This is a genomic window from Halomonas sp. GT, assembly GCF_002082565.1.
Lineage (GTDB): Bacteria > Pseudomonadota > Gammaproteobacteria > Pseudomonadales > Halomonadaceae > Vreelandella.
Window position 1 is genome coordinate 198258 of sequence record NZ_CP020562.1, and the last position, 17014, is coordinate 215271.

The 17014-nt window shown below is 54.3% G+C and carries 29 protein-coding genes; all 29 read left to right on the plus strand.

What is annotated here, in order from left to right; genetic code table 11:
- Positions 1-141 precede the first annotated feature (141 nt).
- The 29 genes from fusA to B6A39_RS01035 all read left to right on the plus strand — a co-directional run bounded on the left by fusA (position 142) and on the right by B6A39_RS01035 (position 17006).
- Positions 142-2265, plus strand: coding sequence for an elongation factor G (fusA, locus tag B6A39_RS00895; RefSeq protein ID WP_083000454.1), 2124 nt, complete (start codon positions 142-144; stop codon positions 2263-2265).
- A 29-nt stretch (positions 2266-2294) separates the two neighbouring features.
- The gene (tuf, locus tag B6A39_RS00900) at positions 2295-3488 is read left to right on the plus strand and encodes an elongation factor Tu (RefSeq protein WP_009723905.1); all 1194 of its coding nucleotides are present in this window, start codon (positions 2295-2297) and stop codon (positions 3486-3488) included.
- Between the two features lie 160 nt (positions 3489-3648).
- Complete coding sequence (gene rpsJ / locus B6A39_RS00905) at positions 3649-3960, plus strand: 30S ribosomal protein S10 (protein WP_009098983.1); 312 nt, start codon at positions 3649-3651, stop codon at positions 3958-3960.
- A gap of 150 nt (positions 3961-4110) precedes the next feature.
- Positions 4111-4749, plus strand: a complete 639-nt coding sequence (rplC, locus tag B6A39_RS00910) for a 50S ribosomal protein L3 (RefSeq protein WP_009723904.1) — start codon at positions 4111-4113, stop codon at positions 4747-4749.
- Positions 4750-4764: 15 nt separating this feature from the next.
- Positions 4765-5370: a 50S ribosomal protein L4 gene (gene rplD, locus B6A39_RS00915; protein WP_009723903.1), complete on the plus strand. Its 606-nt coding sequence runs from the start codon at positions 4765-4767 to the stop codon at positions 5368-5370.
- Complete coding sequence (gene rplW, locus B6A39_RS00920; protein ID WP_009723902.1) at positions 5367-5663, plus strand: 50S ribosomal protein L23; 297 nt, start codon at positions 5367-5369, stop codon at positions 5661-5663. Before rplD ends, rplW begins: the two co-directional genes overlap by 4 nt.
- A 17-nt stretch (positions 5664-5680) precedes the next feature.
- Positions 5681-6511, plus strand: a complete 831-nt coding sequence (gene rplB, locus B6A39_RS00925) for a 50S ribosomal protein L2 (RefSeq protein WP_009723901.1) — start codon at positions 5681-5683, stop codon at positions 6509-6511.
- Positions 6512-6544: 33 nt separating this feature from the next.
- A complete protein-coding gene (rpsS, locus tag B6A39_RS00930) occupies positions 6545-6820 on the plus strand; it encodes a 30S ribosomal protein S19 (protein WP_009098993.1) in 276 nt (91 codons plus the stop codon).
- Positions 6821-6838: 18 nt separating this feature from the next.
- A complete protein-coding gene (gene rplV / locus B6A39_RS00935; protein WP_038480386.1) occupies positions 6839-7171 on the plus strand; it encodes a 50S ribosomal protein L22 in 333 nt (110 codons plus the stop codon).
- A gap of 11 nt (positions 7172-7182) precedes the next feature.
- Complete coding sequence (gene rpsC / locus B6A39_RS00940) at positions 7183-7887, plus strand: 30S ribosomal protein S3 (RefSeq protein WP_038480389.1); 705 nt, start codon at positions 7183-7185, stop codon at positions 7885-7887.
- A gap of 15 nt (positions 7888-7902) precedes the next feature.
- Positions 7903-8316: a 50S ribosomal protein L16 gene (rplP, locus tag B6A39_RS00945; RefSeq protein ID WP_007112000.1), complete on the plus strand. Its 414-nt coding sequence runs from the start codon at positions 7903-7905 to the stop codon at positions 8314-8316.
- The gene (gene rpmC, locus B6A39_RS00950; RefSeq protein WP_009723898.1) at positions 8316-8507 is read left to right on the plus strand and encodes a 50S ribosomal protein L29; all 192 of its coding nucleotides are present in this window, start codon (positions 8316-8318) and stop codon (positions 8505-8507) included. The genes rplP and rpmC overlap by 1 nt, the downstream gene beginning before the upstream one ends.
- Position 8508: 1 nt before the next feature.
- The gene (gene rpsQ, locus B6A39_RS00955) at positions 8509-8769 is read left to right on the plus strand and encodes a 30S ribosomal protein S17 (protein WP_009723897.1); all 261 of its coding nucleotides are present in this window, start codon (positions 8509-8511) and stop codon (positions 8767-8769) included.
- Between the two features lie 51 nt (positions 8770-8820).
- Positions 8821-9192 (plus strand): 50S ribosomal protein L14, encoded by a 372-nt coding sequence (rplN, locus tag B6A39_RS00960; protein ID WP_009723896.1) that lies wholly within the window; start codon positions 8821-8823, stop codon positions 9190-9192.
- A gap of 14 nt (positions 9193-9206) precedes the next feature.
- On the plus strand, positions 9207-9521 hold the full coding sequence (rplX, locus tag B6A39_RS00965; RefSeq protein ID WP_009723895.1) for a 50S ribosomal protein L24: 315 nt from the start codon (positions 9207-9209) through the stop codon (positions 9519-9521).
- Between the two features lie 18 nt (positions 9522-9539).
- Positions 9540-10079 (plus strand): 50S ribosomal protein L5, encoded by a 540-nt coding sequence (gene rplE, locus B6A39_RS00970; RefSeq protein ID WP_009723894.1) that lies wholly within the window; start codon positions 9540-9542, stop codon positions 10077-10079.
- A 10-nt stretch (positions 10080-10089) separates the two neighbouring features.
- Positions 10090-10395, plus strand: a complete 306-nt coding sequence (rpsN, locus tag B6A39_RS00975; protein WP_009723893.1) for a 30S ribosomal protein S14 — start codon at positions 10090-10092, stop codon at positions 10393-10395.
- Positions 10396-10427: 32 nt separating this feature from the next.
- Positions 10428-10820, plus strand: a complete 393-nt coding sequence (gene rpsH / locus B6A39_RS00980) for a 30S ribosomal protein S8 (RefSeq protein WP_009723892.1) — start codon at positions 10428-10430, stop codon at positions 10818-10820.
- A 9-nt stretch (positions 10821-10829) separates the two neighbouring features.
- Positions 10830-11360, plus strand: a complete 531-nt coding sequence (rplF, locus tag B6A39_RS00985) for a 50S ribosomal protein L6 (RefSeq protein WP_038480399.1) — start codon at positions 10830-10832, stop codon at positions 11358-11360.
- A 9-nt stretch (positions 11361-11369) separates the two neighbouring features.
- Positions 11370-11720 carry a 50S ribosomal protein L18 gene (gene rplR, locus B6A39_RS00990; RefSeq protein ID WP_009723890.1) on the plus strand — a complete coding sequence of 117 codons (351 nt, stop codon included), beginning with the start codon at positions 11370-11372 and terminating at the stop codon, positions 11718-11720.
- Between the two features lie 11 nt (positions 11721-11731).
- Positions 11732-12232, plus strand: a complete 501-nt coding sequence (rpsE, locus tag B6A39_RS00995) for a 30S ribosomal protein S5 (RefSeq protein ID WP_009723889.1) — start codon at positions 11732-11734, stop codon at positions 12230-12232.
- Positions 12233-12238: 6 nt separating this feature from the next.
- The gene (rpmD, locus tag B6A39_RS01000) at positions 12239-12421 is read left to right on the plus strand and encodes a 50S ribosomal protein L30 (protein ID WP_009723888.1); all 183 of its coding nucleotides are present in this window, start codon (positions 12239-12241) and stop codon (positions 12419-12421) included.
- 3 nt (positions 12422-12424) lie between these two features.
- Positions 12425-12859 (plus strand): 50S ribosomal protein L15, encoded by a 435-nt coding sequence (rplO, locus tag B6A39_RS01005; RefSeq protein ID WP_030074208.1) that lies wholly within the window; start codon positions 12425-12427, stop codon positions 12857-12859.
- Entirely contained in the window at positions 12860-14191 is a 1332-nt protein-coding gene (gene secY / locus B6A39_RS01010) for a preprotein translocase subunit SecY (protein ID WP_038480406.1), read from the plus strand.
- A 28-nt stretch (positions 14192-14219) separates the two neighbouring features.
- The gene (gene rpmJ / locus B6A39_RS01015; protein WP_009099023.1) at positions 14220-14333 is read left to right on the plus strand and encodes a 50S ribosomal protein L36; all 114 of its coding nucleotides are present in this window, start codon (positions 14220-14222) and stop codon (positions 14331-14333) included.
- A 123-nt stretch (positions 14334-14456) separates the two neighbouring features.
- Positions 14457-14813 (plus strand): 30S ribosomal protein S13, encoded by a 357-nt coding sequence (gene rpsM / locus B6A39_RS01020; protein WP_009723884.1) that lies wholly within the window; start codon positions 14457-14459, stop codon positions 14811-14813.
- 52 nt (positions 14814-14865) lie between these two features.
- Positions 14866-15252: a 30S ribosomal protein S11 gene (rpsK, locus tag B6A39_RS01025; protein ID WP_009723883.1), complete on the plus strand. Its 387-nt coding sequence runs from the start codon at positions 14866-14868 to the stop codon at positions 15250-15252.
- 12 nt (positions 15253-15264) lie between these two features.
- On the plus strand, positions 15265-15885 hold the full coding sequence (rpsD, locus tag B6A39_RS01030) for a 30S ribosomal protein S4 (protein ID WP_009723882.1): 621 nt from the start codon (positions 15265-15267) through the stop codon (positions 15883-15885).
- Positions 15886-16010: 125 nt separating this feature from the next.
- Positions 16011-17006 (plus strand): DNA-directed RNA polymerase subunit alpha, encoded by a 996-nt coding sequence (locus tag B6A39_RS01035; RefSeq protein ID WP_009723881.1) that lies wholly within the window; start codon positions 16011-16013, stop codon positions 17004-17006.
- The last annotated feature ends 8 nt before the right edge of the window (positions 17007-17014 follow it).

Genomic DNA, 17014 nt, shown 5'->3' on the forward strand with positions numbered 1-17014 from the left:
TTTTTGCTGGTTGTGCTGCGCTAAAAGTTTTTTTCGCCATGCTGCAACACACTGCCGCTATCGTTGTCGATGGCGGCGGTGGAATACGCAAAATAAACACTGCTGAATTAACGAGCATCGCCAACTAACGGGAGCTTCACCGTGGCACGCAAGACTCCACTTAATCGTTATCGCAATATCGGTATCGTCGCTCACGTTGACGCGGGTAAAACCACGACAACTGAGCGCGTACTGTTCTATACCGGTCTTTCCCACAAAGTGGGTGAAGTACACGACGGTGCTGCGACGACAGACTGGATGGAGCAGGAGCAGGAGCGTGGTATTACTATCACCTCTGCTGCTGTAACCACCTTCTGGCAGGGTATGAGCAAGCAGTTTGACGAGCATCGTATCAATATCATTGATACGCCAGGGCACGTTGACTTCACTATCGAAGTTGAGCGTTCTCTGCGTGTTCTTGATGGTGCGGTCGTTGTGCTGTGTGGCTCTTCCGGTGTTCAGCCGCAGACTGAAACTGTATGGCGTCAGGCCAATAAGTATGAAGTTCCGCGCATGGTCTTCGTTAACAAGATGGACCGCACTGGCGCTGATTTCTTCATGGTTGTTGACCAGCTGAAGGAGCGCCTTGGCGCTAACGCTGTGCCGATCCAGATTAACTGGGGCACAGAGGAAGACTTCAAAGGCGTTATCGACCTGATTCAGATGAAGGCCATCCTGTGGGATGAGGCCAGTCTGGGTATGAATTTTGATCTTGTTGATATTCCGGCAGAGCTGCAAGAAACTGCTGAGAAATATCGCGAGCAAATGATCGAAGCTGCTGCCGAAGGCTCTGAAGAGCTGATGGACAAGTACTTGGAAGGCGGTGAGCTGACGGTTGAAGAGATCAAGGCTGGTCTTCGCGCGCGTACGTTAGCGAACGACATTGTTCTGGTTACCTGTGGTTCTGCATTTAAGAACAAGGGTGTTCAGGCAGTGCTCGACGGCATTATCGAATACATGCCTTCGCCGACTGAAGTTAAAGCGATCGAAGGTGAGCTAGACGATAAAGACGGTACCATCGATACTCGTGTAGCCGATGACAGCGCTCCATTTGCGGCGTTGGCGTTTAAGATTGCTACCGACCCCTTCGTCGGTACTTTGACCTTTATTCGCGTCTATTCGGGCGTTCTTAAATCTGGTGACGGCGTTTATAACTCCGTTAAACAGAAGAAAGAGCGTGTTGGCCGTATCGTTCAGATGCACGCCAACTCCCGCGAAGAGATTAAAGAGATTCTGGCGGGTGATATCGCGGCGTGTATCGGTCTGAAAGACGTGACCACGGGCGACACTCTGTGCGATATCGATAACAAAATTGTTCTCGAGCGTATGGAATTCCCTGACCCGGTTATCTCGGTGGCTGTTGAGCCGAAGTCGAAGGCTGATCAGGAAAAGATGGGTATCGCACTGGGTAAATTGGCCCAGGAAGATCCTTCCTTCCAGGTGAAGACCGACGAAGAGACCGGCCAGACCATCATTTCTGGTATGGGTGAGCTGCACCTCGATATTATCGTTGACCGTATGCGTCGCGAGTTCAAGGTTGAAGCCAATATCGGTAAGCCTCAGGTCGCCTATCGTGAAACTATTCGCGGCAGTGTTGAGCAGGAAGGTAAGTTTGTACGTCAGTCGGGTGGTCGTGGTCAGTATGGTCACGTTTGGCTGCGAATTGAGCCGCTGACTGGTGCAGAAAAGGGTGAAGGCGAAGACGAACTGTTCTTCAAGTTCAACTCTGAAATCGTAGGTGGTGCGGTTCCCAAGGAATACGTGCCTGCGGTTGAGAAGGGTGCCTACGAACAGCTCAAAAACGGTGTCATCGCGGGTTACCCGATGATCGACGTTAAAGTAACGCTGTTTGATGGTTCCTTCCACGACGTGGACTCTAACGAGACTGCGTTCAAGATTGCTTCTTCTATGGCAGTGAAAGAAGGTGCCAGGAAGGCCAAGGCCGTGCTGCTGGAGCCGGTGATGAAGGTCGAAATCGTGACCCCCGAAGAGTTTATGGGTGACGTCATGGGCGACCTGAGCCGTCGTCGCGGTCTGGTGCAGGGTATGGATGACTCTTCCGCAGGTAAAGTCATTCGTGCAACGGTGCCACTGGGTGAGATGTTCGGTTATGCAACCGATCTGCGCTCACAAACCCAGGGCCGCGCGAGCTACTCTATGGAGTTCGCGAAGTACGAGGAGGCGCCCTCCAGCGTCGTTGAAGCCGTCATCAATCAAAACGGTTAACCGTTAGCTAACGTAAAGAGGTTATAGCAGTGGCTAAGGAAAAATTTGAACGTTCCAAACCGCACGTCAACGTCGGCACCATCGGTCACGTCGACCACGGTAAAACGACCCTGACAGCGGCCCTGACCCGTGTGTCTGCTGAGGTTTTCGGCGGCGACTGGCGTGAGTTTGATACCATCGATAACGCTCCTGAAGAGCGCGAGCGCGGTATCACCATCGCGACGTCTCACGTTGAGTATCAGTCTGAAGAGCGCCACTACGCGCACGTTGACTGCCCAGGACACGCTGACTACGTCAAGAACATGATCACCGGTGCTGCGCAGATGGACGGCGCAATCCTGGTATGTTCTGCTGCTGACGGCCCGATGCCGCAGACGCGTGAGCACATCCTGCTGTCTCGTCAGGTTGGCGTTCCGTACATCGTTGTGTTCCTGAACAAAGCGGACATGGTCGATGATGAAGAGCTGCTTGAGCTGGTTGAGATGGAAGTTCGCGAACTCCTCGACGAGTACGACTTCCCGGGTGACGACACGCCGATCATCACTGGTTCTGCGCTGATGGCTCTGAACGGTGAAGATGAGAACGGCATGGGTACTACTGCTGTTGCGAATCTGATCAAAGCTCTGGATGAGTACATCCCTGAGCCGGAGCGTGCTATCGACCAGCCGTTCCTGATGCCGATCGAAGACGTGTTCTCTATCTCTGGCCGCGGTACTGTTGTTACCGGTCGTGTAGAGCGCGGTATCGTTAAAGCAGGCGAAGAAGTGGAAATCGTGGGTATCCGCGATACCACTAAAACTATCGTTACCGGTGTTGAAATGTTCCGTAAGCTGCTCGACGAAGGTCGTGCAGGTGAGAACGTTGGCGCCCTGCTGCGTGGTACTAAGCGTGATGACGTCGAGCGTGGCCAGGTTCTGGCTAAGCCGGGCACCATCAACCCGCACACTACCTTCGAAGCAGAAGTTTACGTACTGTCCAAAGAAGAAGGTGGTCGTCACACGCCTTTCTTCAAGGGCTACCGTCCCCAGTTCTACTTCCGTACCACTGATGTAACGGGTACTTGTGAACTGCCGGAAGGTGTTGAAATGGTAATGCCGGGCGACAACGTTAAGATGGTTGTTACCCTGATCGCTCCGATCGCTATGGACGACGGTCTGCGCTTCGCAATTCGCGAAGGTGGTCGTACCGTTGGTGCTGGCGTTGTTGCAAAAATCATCAAGTAAGCTTACTTGATTGATTGATCAAGGGGGCTCTTGCGAGCCCCCTTTTCTGCGCACCAATAGCAAATGTTTGACATGGGCTTTTGGCGTGCCTATAATGCGCATCCTTTGAATGCGTGGGTAGACGGCTCGCGCCGTCGACATCCATTGGAGTTTAGGGCAAATGCAGAACCAAAAGATTCGCATTCGGTTGAAAGCGTTCGACCATCGCCTGATTGATCAGTCCACAGCGGAAATCGTTGAAACCGCTAAGCGTACTGGTGCTCAGGTTCGTGGTCCGATCCCGCTGCCGACCAACCGCGAGCGTTACACCATTCTGATTTCACCGCACGTCAACAAAGATGCGCGTGACCAGTATGAGATTCGTACGCACAAGCGTGTGCTCGATATTGTTGAGCCAACCGAGAAAACTGTTGATGCATTGATGAAGCTCGATCTCGCCGCTGGCGTAGACGTGCAAATCAAGCTCGACTAATTACACTAGACACTCGCGGCCCAGCGCTCATTAATTTTTAGAATGAGCAGCAGCCGCCGCGCCGTGAGGCGCCACACAATGTGCTAGTGGAATGCTCTGGAAAGGGCAGCCATAGCGGGTGATAGCCCCGTACACTATAGGAGACTGAGTATGACTATCGGTTTAGTCGGTAAAAAGGCCGGGATGACCCGTGTCTTTACCGAAGATGGCGCTTCCGTGCCCGTGACCGTTATTGAAGTTGATCCTAACCGTGTAACGCGCGTTAAGACTCTCGAGTCTGACGGTTACGCAGCGGTTCAGGTCACCACAGGTTCTCGTAAAGCCAAGCACCTAACCAAGGCGCAAGCTGGTCAGTTTGCCAAGGCGGGTGTTGAGGCTGGTCGTTCACTAATGGAATTTCGTCTTGCAGAAGGCGAAGAATCTCCAGAAGTGGGTGGCGAACTCACCGTATCCCTCTTCGAAGCTGGTCAAATGATTGATGTGACCGGCACCTCTAAGGGTAAAGGCTTCCAGGGTGCTGTTAAGCGCTGGAATTTCCGTACCCAAGACAACACGCATGGTAACTCCCTGTCGCACCGCGCGCCGGGTTCTATCGGCATGTGTCAGACTCCGGGTCGCGTATTTAAAGGCAAGAAAATGGCCGGTCAAATGGGTAATGCCCGTTGCACCGTACAGAGCCTTGAAATCGTCCGTGTCGACGCCGAGCGTAACCTGCTGCTGATCAAAGGTGCTGTTCCGGGCGCGACCGGTAGCGATGTTATCGTTCGCAGCGCCGTGAAAGCTCGCTGAAGGGGATAATTACCAATGAATCTGAATCTTGCTGCAGGCACGGGTACCGTTGAAGTAGCCGATGCCACTTTTGGCAAAGAATTCAACGAAGCGCTGGTTCACCAGGTGGTAACCGCCTATTTGGCTGGTGGCCGTCAAGGTACTCGCGCTCAAAAGAACCGTTCCGACGTACGTGGTGGTGGTAAGAAGCCGTGGCGTCAGAAGGGTACCGGTCGTGCACGTGCCGGTACTATCCGCTCTCCGCTATGGCGCAGCGGCGGCGTAACTTTCGCGGCGCGTCCTCAGGACCATAGCCAGAAAGTAAACCGCAAAATGTACCGTGCGGCGATGCGTTCCATCCTGTCTGAACTCGTTCGTCAAGAGCGTCTTATCGCTGTTGAAGAGTTCAGCGTTGAAGCGCCGAAGACCAAGCAGGTAGCTGCCAAGCTGAAAGAGCTCAACCTTGAGAAAGTGTTGATCGTCACTGAAGAAATTGACGAGAAGCTCTATCTGGCCGCACGCAACCTTCCCCACGTTGACGTGGTGGATGTCGCTGCAGCTGATCCGGTGAGCCTAGTGGCCTTTGATAAGGTTCTGGTCACCGTCTCCGCCCTGCGTAAATTCGAGGAGAAGCTGGCATGAACCAGGAGCGCGTATTTAAGGTTCTGCTTGGACCGCACGTGACCGAAAAGGCCGCGATGGCAGCCGAGCGCAACCAGTACGTTTTCAAAGTGGCATCTGATGCTACTAAGCCCGAGATCAAGAAAGCCGTTGAAGCACTATTCGGCAAGAAGGTCGGCAGCGTTCAAGTATTGAACGTGAAGGGTAAAACTAAGCGTACTGCTCACGGCGTTGGCCTGCGTAAGGGTTACCGCAAAGCGTATGTGACCCTGGCTGCGGGTGAAACGCTCGAAGACTTCTCTGGCGCCGAATAAGGGCAGGAGTACGGATAATGGCAATCGTCAAGACCAAACCCACATCCGCCGGTCGTCGCCACGTCGTTAAGATCGTTGGTGAGGAACTGTACAAAGGCCGTGCTTATGCACCGCTTTTGGAGAAACAGTCCAAGTCCGGTGGCCGTAACAACTACGGTCGCATCACCACCCGCCACGTGGGCGGTGGTCACCGTCAGCACTACCGGTTGATCGACTTCAAACGCACCAAAGATGGCATTCCAGCCACCGTTGAGCGTCTTGAGCACGATCCGAACCGTAGTGCGCATATTGCACTACTGAAATATGCAGATGGTGAGCGTCGTTACATCATTGCACCGAAAGGTGTCAGCGCGGGTGACGTGCTGGAATCTGGTGTAAACGCGCCCATCAAAAAAGGCAATGCTTTGCCGCTGCGCAATATTCCGCTTGGTTCTACCGTTCACGGTATCGAACTGAAGCCGGGTAAAGGCGCGCAGATTGCTCGCAGTGCCGGTACTAGCGCTCAGCTGGTTGCTCGTGAAGGTAACTACGCCACCTTACGTCTTCGCTCTGGCGAAATGCGCAAAGTGTTGGCTGAGTGCCGCGCAACTCTGGGCGAAGTGAGCAACTCCGAGCACAGCCTGCGTCAACTTGGCAAGGCCGGTGCGAAGCGCTGGAGAGGCGTGCGTCCGACTGTTCGCGGTGTCGCGATGAACCCGGTGGATCACCCGCACGGTGGTGGTGAAGGCCGCACCAGTGGTGGTCGTCACCCGGTATCCCCATGGGGTGTGCCGACTAAGGGTCACAAGACGCGTAAGAACAAGCGCACCGACAAGCTGATTATCCGTCGTCGTAACAAGACGCGTTAATCGAAATTGCCAAGAACTTAAGAGGTAACGGCTGTGCCACGTTCACTAAAGAAAGGTCCCTTCATTGACCTTCATCTTTTGAAGAAGGTAGAGGCTGCAGTGGAGAAGAACGATCGCAAACCAATCAAGACTTGGTCGCGTCGTTCGATGATCCTGCCCAACATGGTAGGTCTGACTATTGCGGTCCATAACGGACGCCAGCATGTCCCGGTGCACGTCTCCGAGGAAATGGTGGGTCATAAACTTGGCGAATTCGCTGCTACTCGCACATATCGCGGGCATGCTGCGGATAAGAAAGCCAAACGGTAAGCCAGAGAGGATTAAGAGATGGAAGTCACAGCTAAGCTGAGTGGCGCTGCTTTATCCGCACAGAAGGCCCGTTTGGTGGCTGACCAGGTGCGCGGTAAACCGGTCGCCGAAGCTATTGACCTGCTGACCTTCTCACCGAAGAAGGCTGCCAAACTGGTCAAGAAAGTGCTTCAGTCCGCCATCGCGAATGCGGAAGAAAATAACGGCATGGACATCGACGAGCTGCGTGTCTCGACCATCTGTGTCGATGAGGGCGTGACGCTCAAGCGTATCAAGCCGCGCGCCAAAGGCCGTGCGGATCGTATCTTGAAGCGCACCTGCCACATCACCGTCAAGGTAGCCGAGAAGTAGGAGTCGACCAGATGGGTCAGAAAGTCAATCCAACAGGCATTCGACTGGGCATCGTCAAAGACCATGCTTCTGTCTGGTATGCCGAGCGCGGCGCTTATGCCGATAAGCTCAATAATGATCTCGAAGTGCGCAGCTTCCTGGATCAGCGTTTAAAGAACGCTTCCGTAAGCCGCATTCACATCGAGCGTCCGGCTAACAATGCCCGCATCACCATTCACACTGCCCGTCCGGGTATCGTGATTGGCAAAAAAGGTGAAGATGTCGACCGTTTACGTCGCGATCTAACCGAGATGATGGGTGTTCCGGTCCATGTGAACATCGAAGAAGTTCGCAAGCCGGAGCTGGATGCCAAGCTAGTCGCTGCTAACGTAGCGGGTCAGCTTGAGCGTCGCGTAATGTTCCGTCGTGCTATGAAGCGCGCGGTACAGAACGCAATGCGTCTTGGCGCTGGCGGCATTAAGATTCAGCTGTCAGGTCGTCTGGGTGGTGCCGAAATCGCACGTACCGAATGGTACCGCGAAGGTCGCGTTCCGTTGCACACGTTGCGTGCGGATATCGACTACGCCACTTACGAAGCTCACACCACCTACGGCGTCATCGGCGTCAAAGTGTGGATCTTCAAGGGTGAAATCCTCGGTGGTATTGAGGAAGTACGTGCCAAGGCTAAGCAACAGCAGCCTGCCGGCAACGCGCCCAAGAAGAAAGGTTCCAGGTAAGGGGAGAGCGAGTCGATGTTACAGCCCAAGCGTATGAAATTCCGTAAGATGATGAAAGGCCGCAACCGTGGCCTGGCGCATCGCGGAAGCAAAATCAGCTTCGGGGAGTACGGTCTCAAAGCAACGGGTCGTGGCCGCATCACTGCGCGCCAGATCGAAGCAGGCCGTCGTGCGATCACACGTCACGTTAAACGTGGCGGTAAAATTTGGATCCGCGTCTTCCCTGATAAGCCGATCTCTAAGAAGCCGCTCGAAGTTCGTATGGGTAAAGGTAAAGGTTCCGTTGAGTACTGGGTAGCCCAGATCCAACCGGGTCGGGTCCTGTACGAAATTGAAGGTGTATCTGAAGAGCTGGCCCGTGAAGCATTTGAATTGGCCGCACAGAAGATGCCCTTGTCCACCACCTTTGCTAAACGGACGGTGATGTGATGAAAGCCCAGGAAATTCGTGAAAAGTCCGTAGGAGAGCTGCAAGAGCAACTCCTCGAACTACTCCGCGAGCAGTTTAACCTGCGCATGCAGAAGGCCACTGGCCAACTGAGCCAGACTCATCTGCTCAAGCAGGTCCGCCGGGATATCGCCCGTGTGAAGACTATGCTCAACGAGAAGGCAGGTGAATAAGATGGCCGAAGAGAAAAAAACACGTACGCTCACCGGCAAGGTGGTGAGCGATAAGATGGATAAATCCATCGTCGTTATGATCGAGCGTCGTGAGCGTCACCCGATCTACGGAAAATACGTCAAGCGCTCCACCAAGCTGCACGCCCATGATGAGGCGAACCAGGCTAAGGCAGGCGATACGGTTTCCATTCAGGAGTGCCGTCCGCTTTCCAAGAAGAAAGCTTGGACGCTGGTCGAGGTGGTTGAACAAGCTAAGGGTTAATCCCCCTAGCCTGTTCTACCAGTGCAGTCAGATTAGGTTTGGAGAAAACCGATGATTCAGACTCAGACAATGCTGGATGTCGCCGACAACAGCGGAGCGCGCCGGGTGCAATGCATCAAGGTGTTAGGCGGTTCACACCGTCGCTACGCTCGCGTTGGTGACGTCATTAAGGTAACGGTGAAGGAAGCGATTCCGCGCGGTAAGGTCAAAAAAGGCCAAGTGCTGAAAGCGGTAGTCGTTCGCACCCGTAGTGGCGTCCGTCGTAGTGACGGTTCGCTGATCCGTTTCGATGGAAATGCGGCAGTTTTGTTGAATAACACCAACGAACAGCCGATCGGCACGCGTATCTTCGGGCCGGTAACTCGTGAGCTTCGTAATGAGAAGTTCATGAAGATCATTTCCCTAGCGCCTGAAGTGCTGTAAGGAGCGAGGCGGATATGCAAAAGATCAAACGTGACGATGAAGTCATCGTCATCGCCGGGAAGGATAAAGGCAAACGTGGCACTGTTAAGCGGGTACTAGAAAACCGCTTCGTGGTGTCCGGTGTGAATATGATTAAACGTCACACCAAGCCTAATCCCATGGCGGGAAATCAGGGCGGTATCGTCGAGCGTGAGGCTCCGATTCACGCGTCCAACGTAGCCATCTTCAATTCGGAGACCGGTAAGGCGGATCGCGTCGGCTTCCAAGTTAAGGAAGACGGTACCAAGGTACGTATCTACAAGTCGACGCAGACGCAGATCGACGCCTAACGCGAGTCGGGTAGCAAAATGGCGAACTTGAAAGAACGTTATCAAAACGAGGTCGTGGCACAGCTCAAAGAGCAGTTCAGCTACGCCAACGTAATGCAGGTACCCCGGATCACGAAAGTGACTCTGAACATGGGTATCGGCGAAGCGGTCAGCGATAAAAAGTTGATCGACAATGCCATCGGCGACCTGGAGAAACTCTCCGGTCAAAAACCGTTGGTGACCAAGGCACGCAAGTCCATCGCGGGCTTCAAGGTGCGTGAAGGTTGGCCGATCGGTGTCAAAGTTACACTGCGCTCAGCGCGTATGTGGGACTTCCTGGACCGTTTGGTGAACATTGCGATTCCCCGCGTGCGTGACTTCCGTGGTCTCAATCCGAAGTCTTTTGACGGTCGCGGCAATTACTCAATGGGTGTGCGTGAGCAGATCATCTTCCCAGAGATCGAGTATGATAAGATCGATCGCATCCGGGGGCTGGACGTCACTATCACTACTACCGCCAACACCGACGAGGAAGGTCGTGCGCTACTAGCGGCACTGAACTTCCCGTTTAAGAAATAAGGGTTGGATCATGGCTAAGAAAAGTATGATAGAGCGCGAGCTCAAGCGTACTCAGCTAGTCGAGAAGTATGCGGCTAAGCGCGCAGAGCTCAAGAAAATCATCTCGGACGTGAACGCTTCTGAAGAAGAACGTTTCGAGGCGACGCTGAAGCTGCAGCAACTGCCGCGCGACTCAAGCCCGGTGCGTCAGCGTAACCGCTGCCGCGTGACTGGCCGTCCGCACGGTTTTTACAACAAGTTCGGCCTTGGCCGTAACAAGCTGCGTGAAGCCGCCATGCGTGGCGACGTCCCTGGCCTGAAAAAGTCCAGCTGGTAACGTCACGTCGAATCATCAGGAGCGCACATTAAATGAGCATGCAAGACACTCTGGCGGATATGTTTACTCGTATCCGCAATGCGCAGATGGCCACCAAGGAGACGGCTACCATGCCGTCCTCCAAGCTGAAAGTGGAAGTGGCCCGCGTGTTAAAGGAAGAAGGCTACATTACCGACTTTACGGTGGCTGAAGGCGTTAAACCCGAGCTGACCGTTACTCTCAAGTACTTTGAGGGTAAGCCGGTTATTGAGCACATTCAGCGGGTTTCCAAGCCGTCTCTGCGCCAGTACAAGGGCAAGGACAACCTGCCTAAGGTCGCCGATGGTCTGGGTATCGCGATTGTCACCACCTCTAATGGTGTCATGACCGATCGTGCCGCGCGCCAAGCAGGCGTCGGTGGCGAAGTCATCTGCACCGTATTCTAGGAGGCTGGAATGTCCCGCATAGCGAAATATCCGGTTAAAGTGCCTGCTGGTGTCGAGATTAAAATCGACGCTGGCCAGCTGACCGCCAAAGGCGGCCAGGGCACGCTATCTATGCCCATTCACCAGGACGTGGTGATTGGTCAAGAAGATGGCCAGCTGACCTTCGCCCCGAGTGAGTCTGCCAAGAGCTGGGCAATGGCCGGTACTACCCGCGCCTTGGTTCAGAACCTGGTAACGGGCGTATCAGAGGGTTTCACAAAAACTCTCGAAATTGTAGGCGTCGGTTATCGTGCCCAAGCTAAGGGCCAGACGCTCAATCTTTCACTGGGCTTCTCGCACCCGGTCGACTATGAACTGCCTAAGGGTGTCTCAGCGGAAACGCCGAAGAACACCGTGATCGTGCTGAAAAGCGCGGACAAGCAGATGCTCGGCCAGTGCGCCGCGGAAATCCGCGCCTTCCGTCCCCCTGAGCCGTATAAAGGCAAGGGTGTTCGGTACGCCGACGAGCAGGTGCGTCGCAAAGAAGCCAAGAAGAAGTAAGGCAGGGTTATGAACGCGAAGAAAGAATCTCGTCTCCGTCGTGCCCGCCGCGCTCGCGCAAAGATCCGCGAGCTGGGCGTGTATCGCCTGTGCGTCAACCGTACCCCGCGTCACATCTATGCGCAGATTATCTCGCCGGATGGTGGCAAAGTGCTAGCCAGTGCTTCTACGCTGGACAAAGCACTGCGCGAGGGTGCGACCGGCAACGCAGAAGCCGCCTCTAAGGTTGGCGCTCTGATTGCTGAACGCGCTAAAGAAGCAGGCATCACCCAGGTGGCCTTCGATCGTGCTGGCTTTAAGTATCACGGTCGCGTTAAGGCTCTGGCCGACGCCGCTCGTGAAGGCGGCCTGGAATTCTAAAGGGTTTTACGATGGCGAAGAACGAACAGCAAAGCGGTGATCTGCAAGAGAAGTTAGTGCAGGTTAACCGCGTCGCCAAGGTGGTCAAAGGTGGTCGTATTTTCGGCTTCACCGCGCTGACCGTCGTTGGTGATGGTAAAGGTCGTGTCGGTTTTGGTCGTGGCAAGGCGCGTGAAGTGCCTGTTGCGATTCAGAAAGCGATGGATCAAGCTCGTCGCAACATGGTCAAGGTTAACCTTGCAGGCCATACGCTTCAGTACCCGATAAAAGCCCGTCACGGTGCTTCTAAGGTGTACATGCAGCCGGCCTCTGAAGGTACCGGTATCATCGCTGGCGGTGCCATGCGCTCTGTACTAGAGCTCGCTGGTGTCCATGATGTACTGGCCAAGTGCTACGGTTCCACCAACCCGGTTAACGTGGTACGAGCGACTGTTAAAGGTCTCTCCTCCATGCAAGCACCGGAAGACATTGCCGCTAAGCGCGGTCTGTCTGTCGAAGCGATCACGGGGTAAGGCACCATGGCAGCAACGATCAAGGTTACCCAGATCCGCAGCACCATCGGCGTTTTGCCCAAGCACAAGGCTACTATGAAGGGCCTGGGTCTGCGTCGCATCGGTCATACGGTTGAGCTGGAAGACACCCCTGCCGTACGCGGCATGATCCACAAGGTTAACTACCTTGTGCGCGTTGAGGGAGAGTAATCCATGAAACTCAATACCCTGAGCCCAGCACCGGGCTCCAAACACGCTGAAAAGCGCGTTGGTCGTGGTATCGGCTCCGGTCTTGGTAAGACCGGTGGCCGTGGCCACAAAGGTCAGAAATCTCGCAGTGGCGGCAGCGTCAAGCCTGGTTTCGAAGGCGGTCAGATGCCATTACAGCGTCGTTTGCCGAAGTTTGGCTTTACGTCTGCTAAGTCTTTGGTATCTGAAGAAGTACGTCTGGCTGAACTTGCCAAGGTTGCCGGTGACGAAGTCACTATGGAAACTCTGAAGCAAGCCAACGTGCTAAAGGATGCGACGCTTCACGCGAAGATCATCCTTTCTGGCGAACTGAACAAGGCGGTTACCGTTCGTGGTATCAAGGTCACCAAAGGTGCCCGTGAAGCGATCGAAGCCGCCGGCGGCAAGGTAGAGGACTAAATGGCCAAGTCAGGAAATATGCCGGCGATGGGCAGCGGTCTGAGTGAACTGTGGGCGCGTTTGCGCTTCGTGCTCCTCGCCATCGTGGTGTACCGTATTGGTGCCCACATTCCCGTTCCCGGTATCAATCCTGACCAGCTTGCTGCCTTGTTTAGGGAGCAACAGGGCACCATTCTAGGCATGTTCAACATGTTCTCGGGTGGCGCCCTGGAGCGCATGAGCGTCCTCGCCCTGGGTATAATGCCCTACATTTCGGCGTCGATTATCATGCAGCTCATGACTGCGGTCTCCCCTCATCTTGAGCAGCTCAAGAAAGAGGGTGAGGCCGGCCGCCGCAAGATTAGCCAGTACACGCGCTACGGCACGGTGATACTGGCTTTCGTCCAGGCTACCGGTATGTCCGTCGGTCTGGCTAGCCAAGGCATCGCATACAGCGCTGACTTTAGCTTCTTTTTCACCGCCGTGATTACATTTGTATCAGGCGCGGTGTTTATGATGTGGCTAGGTGAGCAGATCACCGAGAAGGGCATCGGCAATGGTATTTCGCTGCTGATCTTCGCGGGGATTGTCGCTGGGCTGCCCAGTGCCGTTGGGCAAGCGTTCGAGCTTGCTCGTAATGAAGGTGCCTGGAATGTTCTTCCGCTGTTAGCGCTGTCAGTGCTAGGTATTGCTACCGTTGCGTTTGTGGTGTTCATTGAGCGCGGTCAACGCCGCTTGAAAGTGAACTATCCCAGGCGACAGGTCGGCAATAAGATGTATGCAGGCCAAAGCAGCTACCTGCCTTTGAAAGTGAATATGGCTGGTGTTATTCCAGCAATCTTCGCCTCCAGTATTTTGCTCTTCCCGGCCTCTATTGGTCAGTGGGTAGGTGCTGGCGAAGGAATGGAGTGGTTACAGCGTGCATCACAAGCGTTAGGTCCCGGCCAACCGCTTTACATCTTGCTTTTCGCGGCGGCAGTGGTATTCTTCTGCTTCTTTTACACAGCGCTGGTCTTCAACCCCAAGGATGTGGCTGACAATCTTAAAAAGTCAGGCGCCTTCCTGCCGGGCATTCGCCCCGGCGAGCAGACCGCTCGCTATATCGATAAAGTAATGACTCGTCTTACTTTGTTCGGTGCCTTGTATATCACTGCGGTTTCCTTGATGCCCCAGTTCTTGATTGTTGCGTGGAACGTACCGTTTTTCTTCGGTGGAACTTCGCTTCTGATCGTGGTTGTGGTCATCATGGACTTCATGGCCCAGGTGCAGTCGCATCTCATGTCGCATCAATATGACTCGGTGATGAAGAAGTCCAACCTGAAAGGCTACGGTAGCGGCGGCATTATGCGCTGAGGCGCGCCGTTGCGATTTGGAGAGAACGATGAAAGTTCGAGCTTCCGTAAAGAAGATGTGCCGTAATTGTAAGATCATTCGTCGCAATGGCGCTGTCCGCGTCATTTGCATCGAACCGCGGCACAAGCAGCGCCAGGGTTAATACCTGGGTTGTTTTTAAGCGGGTGCCGGCATACCCCTTGCCATAAGGCTTATAAAGGGGTATGCTGTTGCGCCTTTTGTAGATGAATAAACGAGCAAGCCGCTCAAATTTCGGAGTAAGCTGATGGCCCGTATTGCAGGCGTCAATATCCCGGACAACAAGCATGCGGCGATCTCGCTGACCTATATCTTCGGGATTGGCCGTACCCGCGCTCAGCACGTTTGTGCTGCTGCCGGTATCGCGCCTACTACCAAGATCCAGGATCTGTCTAGCGATGAGCTGGATACCCTGCGTTCTGAAGTTGGTAAGTACACCGTAGAAGGCGACCTTCGTCGTGATGTTACGCTTAACATTAAGCGTCTCATGGACTTAGGCTGCTACCGTGGTCTGCGTCATCGTCGTAGTCTTCCGCTGCGTGGTCAGCGGACTAAGACTAACGCGCGTACCCGTAAGGGCCCGCGTAAGCCGATCCGCAAATAACACGCAGGCTCTTTAATAGAGAGCTGACGTTAAGACAGGAATAGACATCAACATGGCTAACCCGCGTAGTAACCGTAAAAAGGTTAAAAAGCAGGTAGTGGACGCCGTAGCGCATATCCACGCCTCTTTTAACAACACGATCGTGACGATCACAGACCGCCAGGGCAACGCTCTTTCTTGGGCGACAGCCGGTGGTTCGGGTTTTCGTGGTTCTCGCAAGAGCACCCCGTTCGCTGCTCAAGTGGCAAGCGAGCGTGCAGCAACTGCTGCAGCCGAGTATGGTGTGAAAAACGTAGACGTGCTGGTCAAAGGCCCCGGTCCCGGCCGTGAATCCGCCGTGCGCGCTCTCAATGCCGCCGGCTTCCGCGTGCAAAGCATCACTGACGCGACGCCCATTCCCCATAATGGCTGCCGTCCGCCTAAGAAACGCCGCGTTTAAGGAGACAGATTCATGGCTCGTTATATTGGACCGAAGTGCAAACTGTCTCGTCGTGAAGGCACCGACCTCTTTTTAAAGAGCGGTGTTACTCCCTTCGAGAAAAAGTGTAAATCCGAGCAAATCCCGGGTGTACACGGCCAGCGTCGTCAGCGTCTTTCCGACTACGGCTTGCAGCTTCGTGAGAAGCAAAAAGTACGCCGTATGTATGGCGTACTCGAAAAGCAGTTCCGCAACTACTACAAAGAAGCCGCTCGCCTGAAAGGTGCGACTGGTGAAGTATTGTTGCAGTTGCTTGAATCCCGACTGGATAACGTCGTCTACCGCATGGGCTTTGGCTCGACTCGCTCTGAAGCGCGTCAGCTGGTCAGCCACAAGGCGATTTCCGTGAACGGCCGCACCGTTAACGTTGCTTCCTACCAAGTGAAGCCCGGTGACGTTGTTTCTGTTCGCGAAAAGGCGAAGAACCAAGCACGTATTCAACACTCGTTGACCATTGCGGCCAACCGTGGCGATATCGCTTGGATCGAAATCGACGCCAAGAAGATGGAAGGCACTTTCAAGGCTCTGCCTGAACGCGGTGACCTGACTGCCGACATCAACGAAAACCTGATCGTCGAGCTGTACTCCAAGTAAGCAGTTTGATTTACATTTCTGCTTCTTGAGACCTGGGCGGGGTAGCAAAGCTAACCGCCCAGATGCTCTTGAGTAGTGTGCTCTAGAGTACTCAGTATCCGTTTGGCAGCCTGAAAGGTGTTCATATGCAGCGTTCAGTGACAGAGTTTCTTCGTCCTCGTGACATCAAGGTCGAAGAAATCAGCGCACATCATGCCAAAATCGTTCTCGAACCGTTCGAGCGCGGCTTTGGTCACACCCTGGGGAATGCACTTCGTCGCATTCTGCTTTCGTCCATGCCCGGCGCTGCCGTGGTAGAGGCTGAAATTGCCGGTGTAGAGCACGAATACAGTGCGCTCGAAGGGGTGCAGGAAGATGTCATCGAAATCCTCCTGAACTTGAAAGATGTTGCGATCAAGATGCACAGCCGCGATGAGGCGGTGCTCTCGCTGAACAAGCAGGGCCCAGCTGTCGTCACCGCTGGCGACATTGCGCTTGATCATAGCGTCGAAATCGTCAACCCGGATCACGTCATTGCTCATGTCAATGAAGGTGCCGAGCTGAAAATTCAGCTTAAGGTAGCGCTGGGTCGTGGTTACGAACCGGCTGACGCTCGTGGCTCTGATGAAGAGACACGTGCAATTGGCCGCCTGCAGCTGGATGCCACCTTCAGCCCTGTTCGCCGTGTTTCCTATTCGGTTGAAGCCGCTCGTGTTGAGCAGCGCACCGACCTCGATAAGCTAATTATCGATCTGGAAACCGACGGTACACTGGATCCGGAAGAGGCTATCCGTCGCAGTGCGACCATTCTGCAAGAGCAGCTGGCCGCCTTCGTCGACCTGGAAGCTGATAAAGAGCAGGAAGTCGAAGAGGAAGAGGATCTTGTTGATCCTATCCTATTGCGCCCCGTAGACGATCTTGAGTTGACAGTTCGCAGCGCTAACTGCCTAAAAGCCGAGAATATTTACTATATTGGTGATCTTATCCAGCGCACTGAAGTTGAGCTGCTGAAGACGCCTAATCTTGGTAAAAAGTCTTTGAATGAAATCAAAGACGTATTGGCAGCGCGCGGCTTGTCCCTCGGCATGCGGTTGGAAAATTGGCCACCCGCTAGCCTGAAGGACGACAAGGCCTCCGCGTGAGTGTCGAC

Excerpts from the sequence above, each read along its gene's own strand:
- rpsJ (WP_009098983.1), top strand. The coding sequence starts at position 3,649 with ATGCAGAACCAAAAGATTCGCATTCGGTTGAAAGCGTTCGACCATCGC.
- rplC (WP_009723904.1), top strand. The coding sequence starts at position 4,111 with ATGACTATCGGTTTAGTCGGTAAAAAGGCCGGGATGACCCGTGTCTTT.
- rplD (WP_009723903.1), top strand. The coding sequence starts at position 4,765 with ATGAATCTGAATCTTGCTGCAGGCACGGGTACCGTTGAAGTAGCCGAT.
- rplW (WP_009723902.1), top strand. The coding sequence starts at position 5,367 with ATGAACCAGGAGCGCGTATTTAAGGTTCTGCTTGGACCGCACGTGACC.
- rplB (WP_009723901.1), top strand. The coding sequence starts at position 5,681 with ATGGCAATCGTCAAGACCAAACCCACATCCGCCGGTCGTCGCCACGTC.
- rplV (WP_038480386.1), top strand. The coding sequence starts at position 6,839 with ATGGAAGTCACAGCTAAGCTGAGTGGCGCTGCTTTATCCGCACAGAAG.
- rpsC (WP_038480389.1), top strand. The coding sequence starts at position 7,183 with ATGGGTCAGAAAGTCAATCCAACAGGCATTCGACTGGGCATCGTCAAA.
- rplP (WP_007112000.1), top strand. The coding sequence starts at position 7,903 with ATGTTACAGCCCAAGCGTATGAAATTCCGTAAGATGATGAAAGGCCGC.
- rpmC (WP_009723898.1), top strand. The coding sequence starts at position 8,316 with ATGAAAGCCCAGGAAATTCGTGAAAAGTCCGTAGGAGAGCTGCAAGAG.
- rpsQ (WP_009723897.1), top strand. The coding sequence starts at position 8,509 with ATGGCCGAAGAGAAAAAAACACGTACGCTCACCGGCAAGGTGGTGAGC.
- rplN (WP_009723896.1), top strand. The coding sequence starts at position 8,821 with ATGATTCAGACTCAGACAATGCTGGATGTCGCCGACAACAGCGGAGCG.
- rplX (WP_009723895.1), top strand. The coding sequence starts at position 9,207 with ATGCAAAAGATCAAACGTGACGATGAAGTCATCGTCATCGCCGGGAAG.
- rplE (WP_009723894.1), top strand. The coding sequence starts at position 9,540 with ATGGCGAACTTGAAAGAACGTTATCAAAACGAGGTCGTGGCACAGCTC.
- rpsN (WP_009723893.1), top strand. The coding sequence starts at position 10,090 with ATGGCTAAGAAAAGTATGATAGAGCGCGAGCTCAAGCGTACTCAGCTA.
- rpsH (WP_009723892.1), top strand. The coding sequence starts at position 10,428 with ATGAGCATGCAAGACACTCTGGCGGATATGTTTACTCGTATCCGCAAT.
- rplF (WP_038480399.1), top strand. The coding sequence starts at position 10,830 with ATGTCCCGCATAGCGAAATATCCGGTTAAAGTGCCTGCTGGTGTCGAG.
- rplR (WP_009723890.1), top strand. The coding sequence starts at position 11,370 with ATGAACGCGAAGAAAGAATCTCGTCTCCGTCGTGCCCGCCGCGCTCGC.
- rpsE (WP_009723889.1), top strand. The coding sequence starts at position 11,732 with ATGGCGAAGAACGAACAGCAAAGCGGTGATCTGCAAGAGAAGTTAGTG.
- rpmD (WP_009723888.1), top strand. The coding sequence starts at position 12,239 with ATGGCAGCAACGATCAAGGTTACCCAGATCCGCAGCACCATCGGCGTT.
- rplO (WP_030074208.1), top strand. The coding sequence starts at position 12,425 with ATGAAACTCAATACCCTGAGCCCAGCACCGGGCTCCAAACACGCTGAA.
- secY (WP_038480406.1), top strand. The coding sequence starts at position 12,860 with ATGGCCAAGTCAGGAAATATGCCGGCGATGGGCAGCGGTCTGAGTGAA.
- rpmJ (WP_009099023.1), top strand. The coding sequence starts at position 14,220 with ATGAAAGTTCGAGCTTCCGTAAAGAAGATGTGCCGTAATTGTAAGATC.
- rpsM (WP_009723884.1), top strand. The coding sequence starts at position 14,457 with ATGGCCCGTATTGCAGGCGTCAATATCCCGGACAACAAGCATGCGGCG.
- rpsK (WP_009723883.1), top strand. The coding sequence starts at position 14,866 with ATGGCTAACCCGCGTAGTAACCGTAAAAAGGTTAAAAAGCAGGTAGTG.
- rpsD (WP_009723882.1), top strand. The coding sequence starts at position 15,265 with ATGGCTCGTTATATTGGACCGAAGTGCAAACTGTCTCGTCGTGAAGGC.
- B6A39_RS01035 (WP_009723881.1), top strand. The coding sequence starts at position 16,011 with ATGCAGCGTTCAGTGACAGAGTTTCTTCGTCCTCGTGACATCAAGGTC.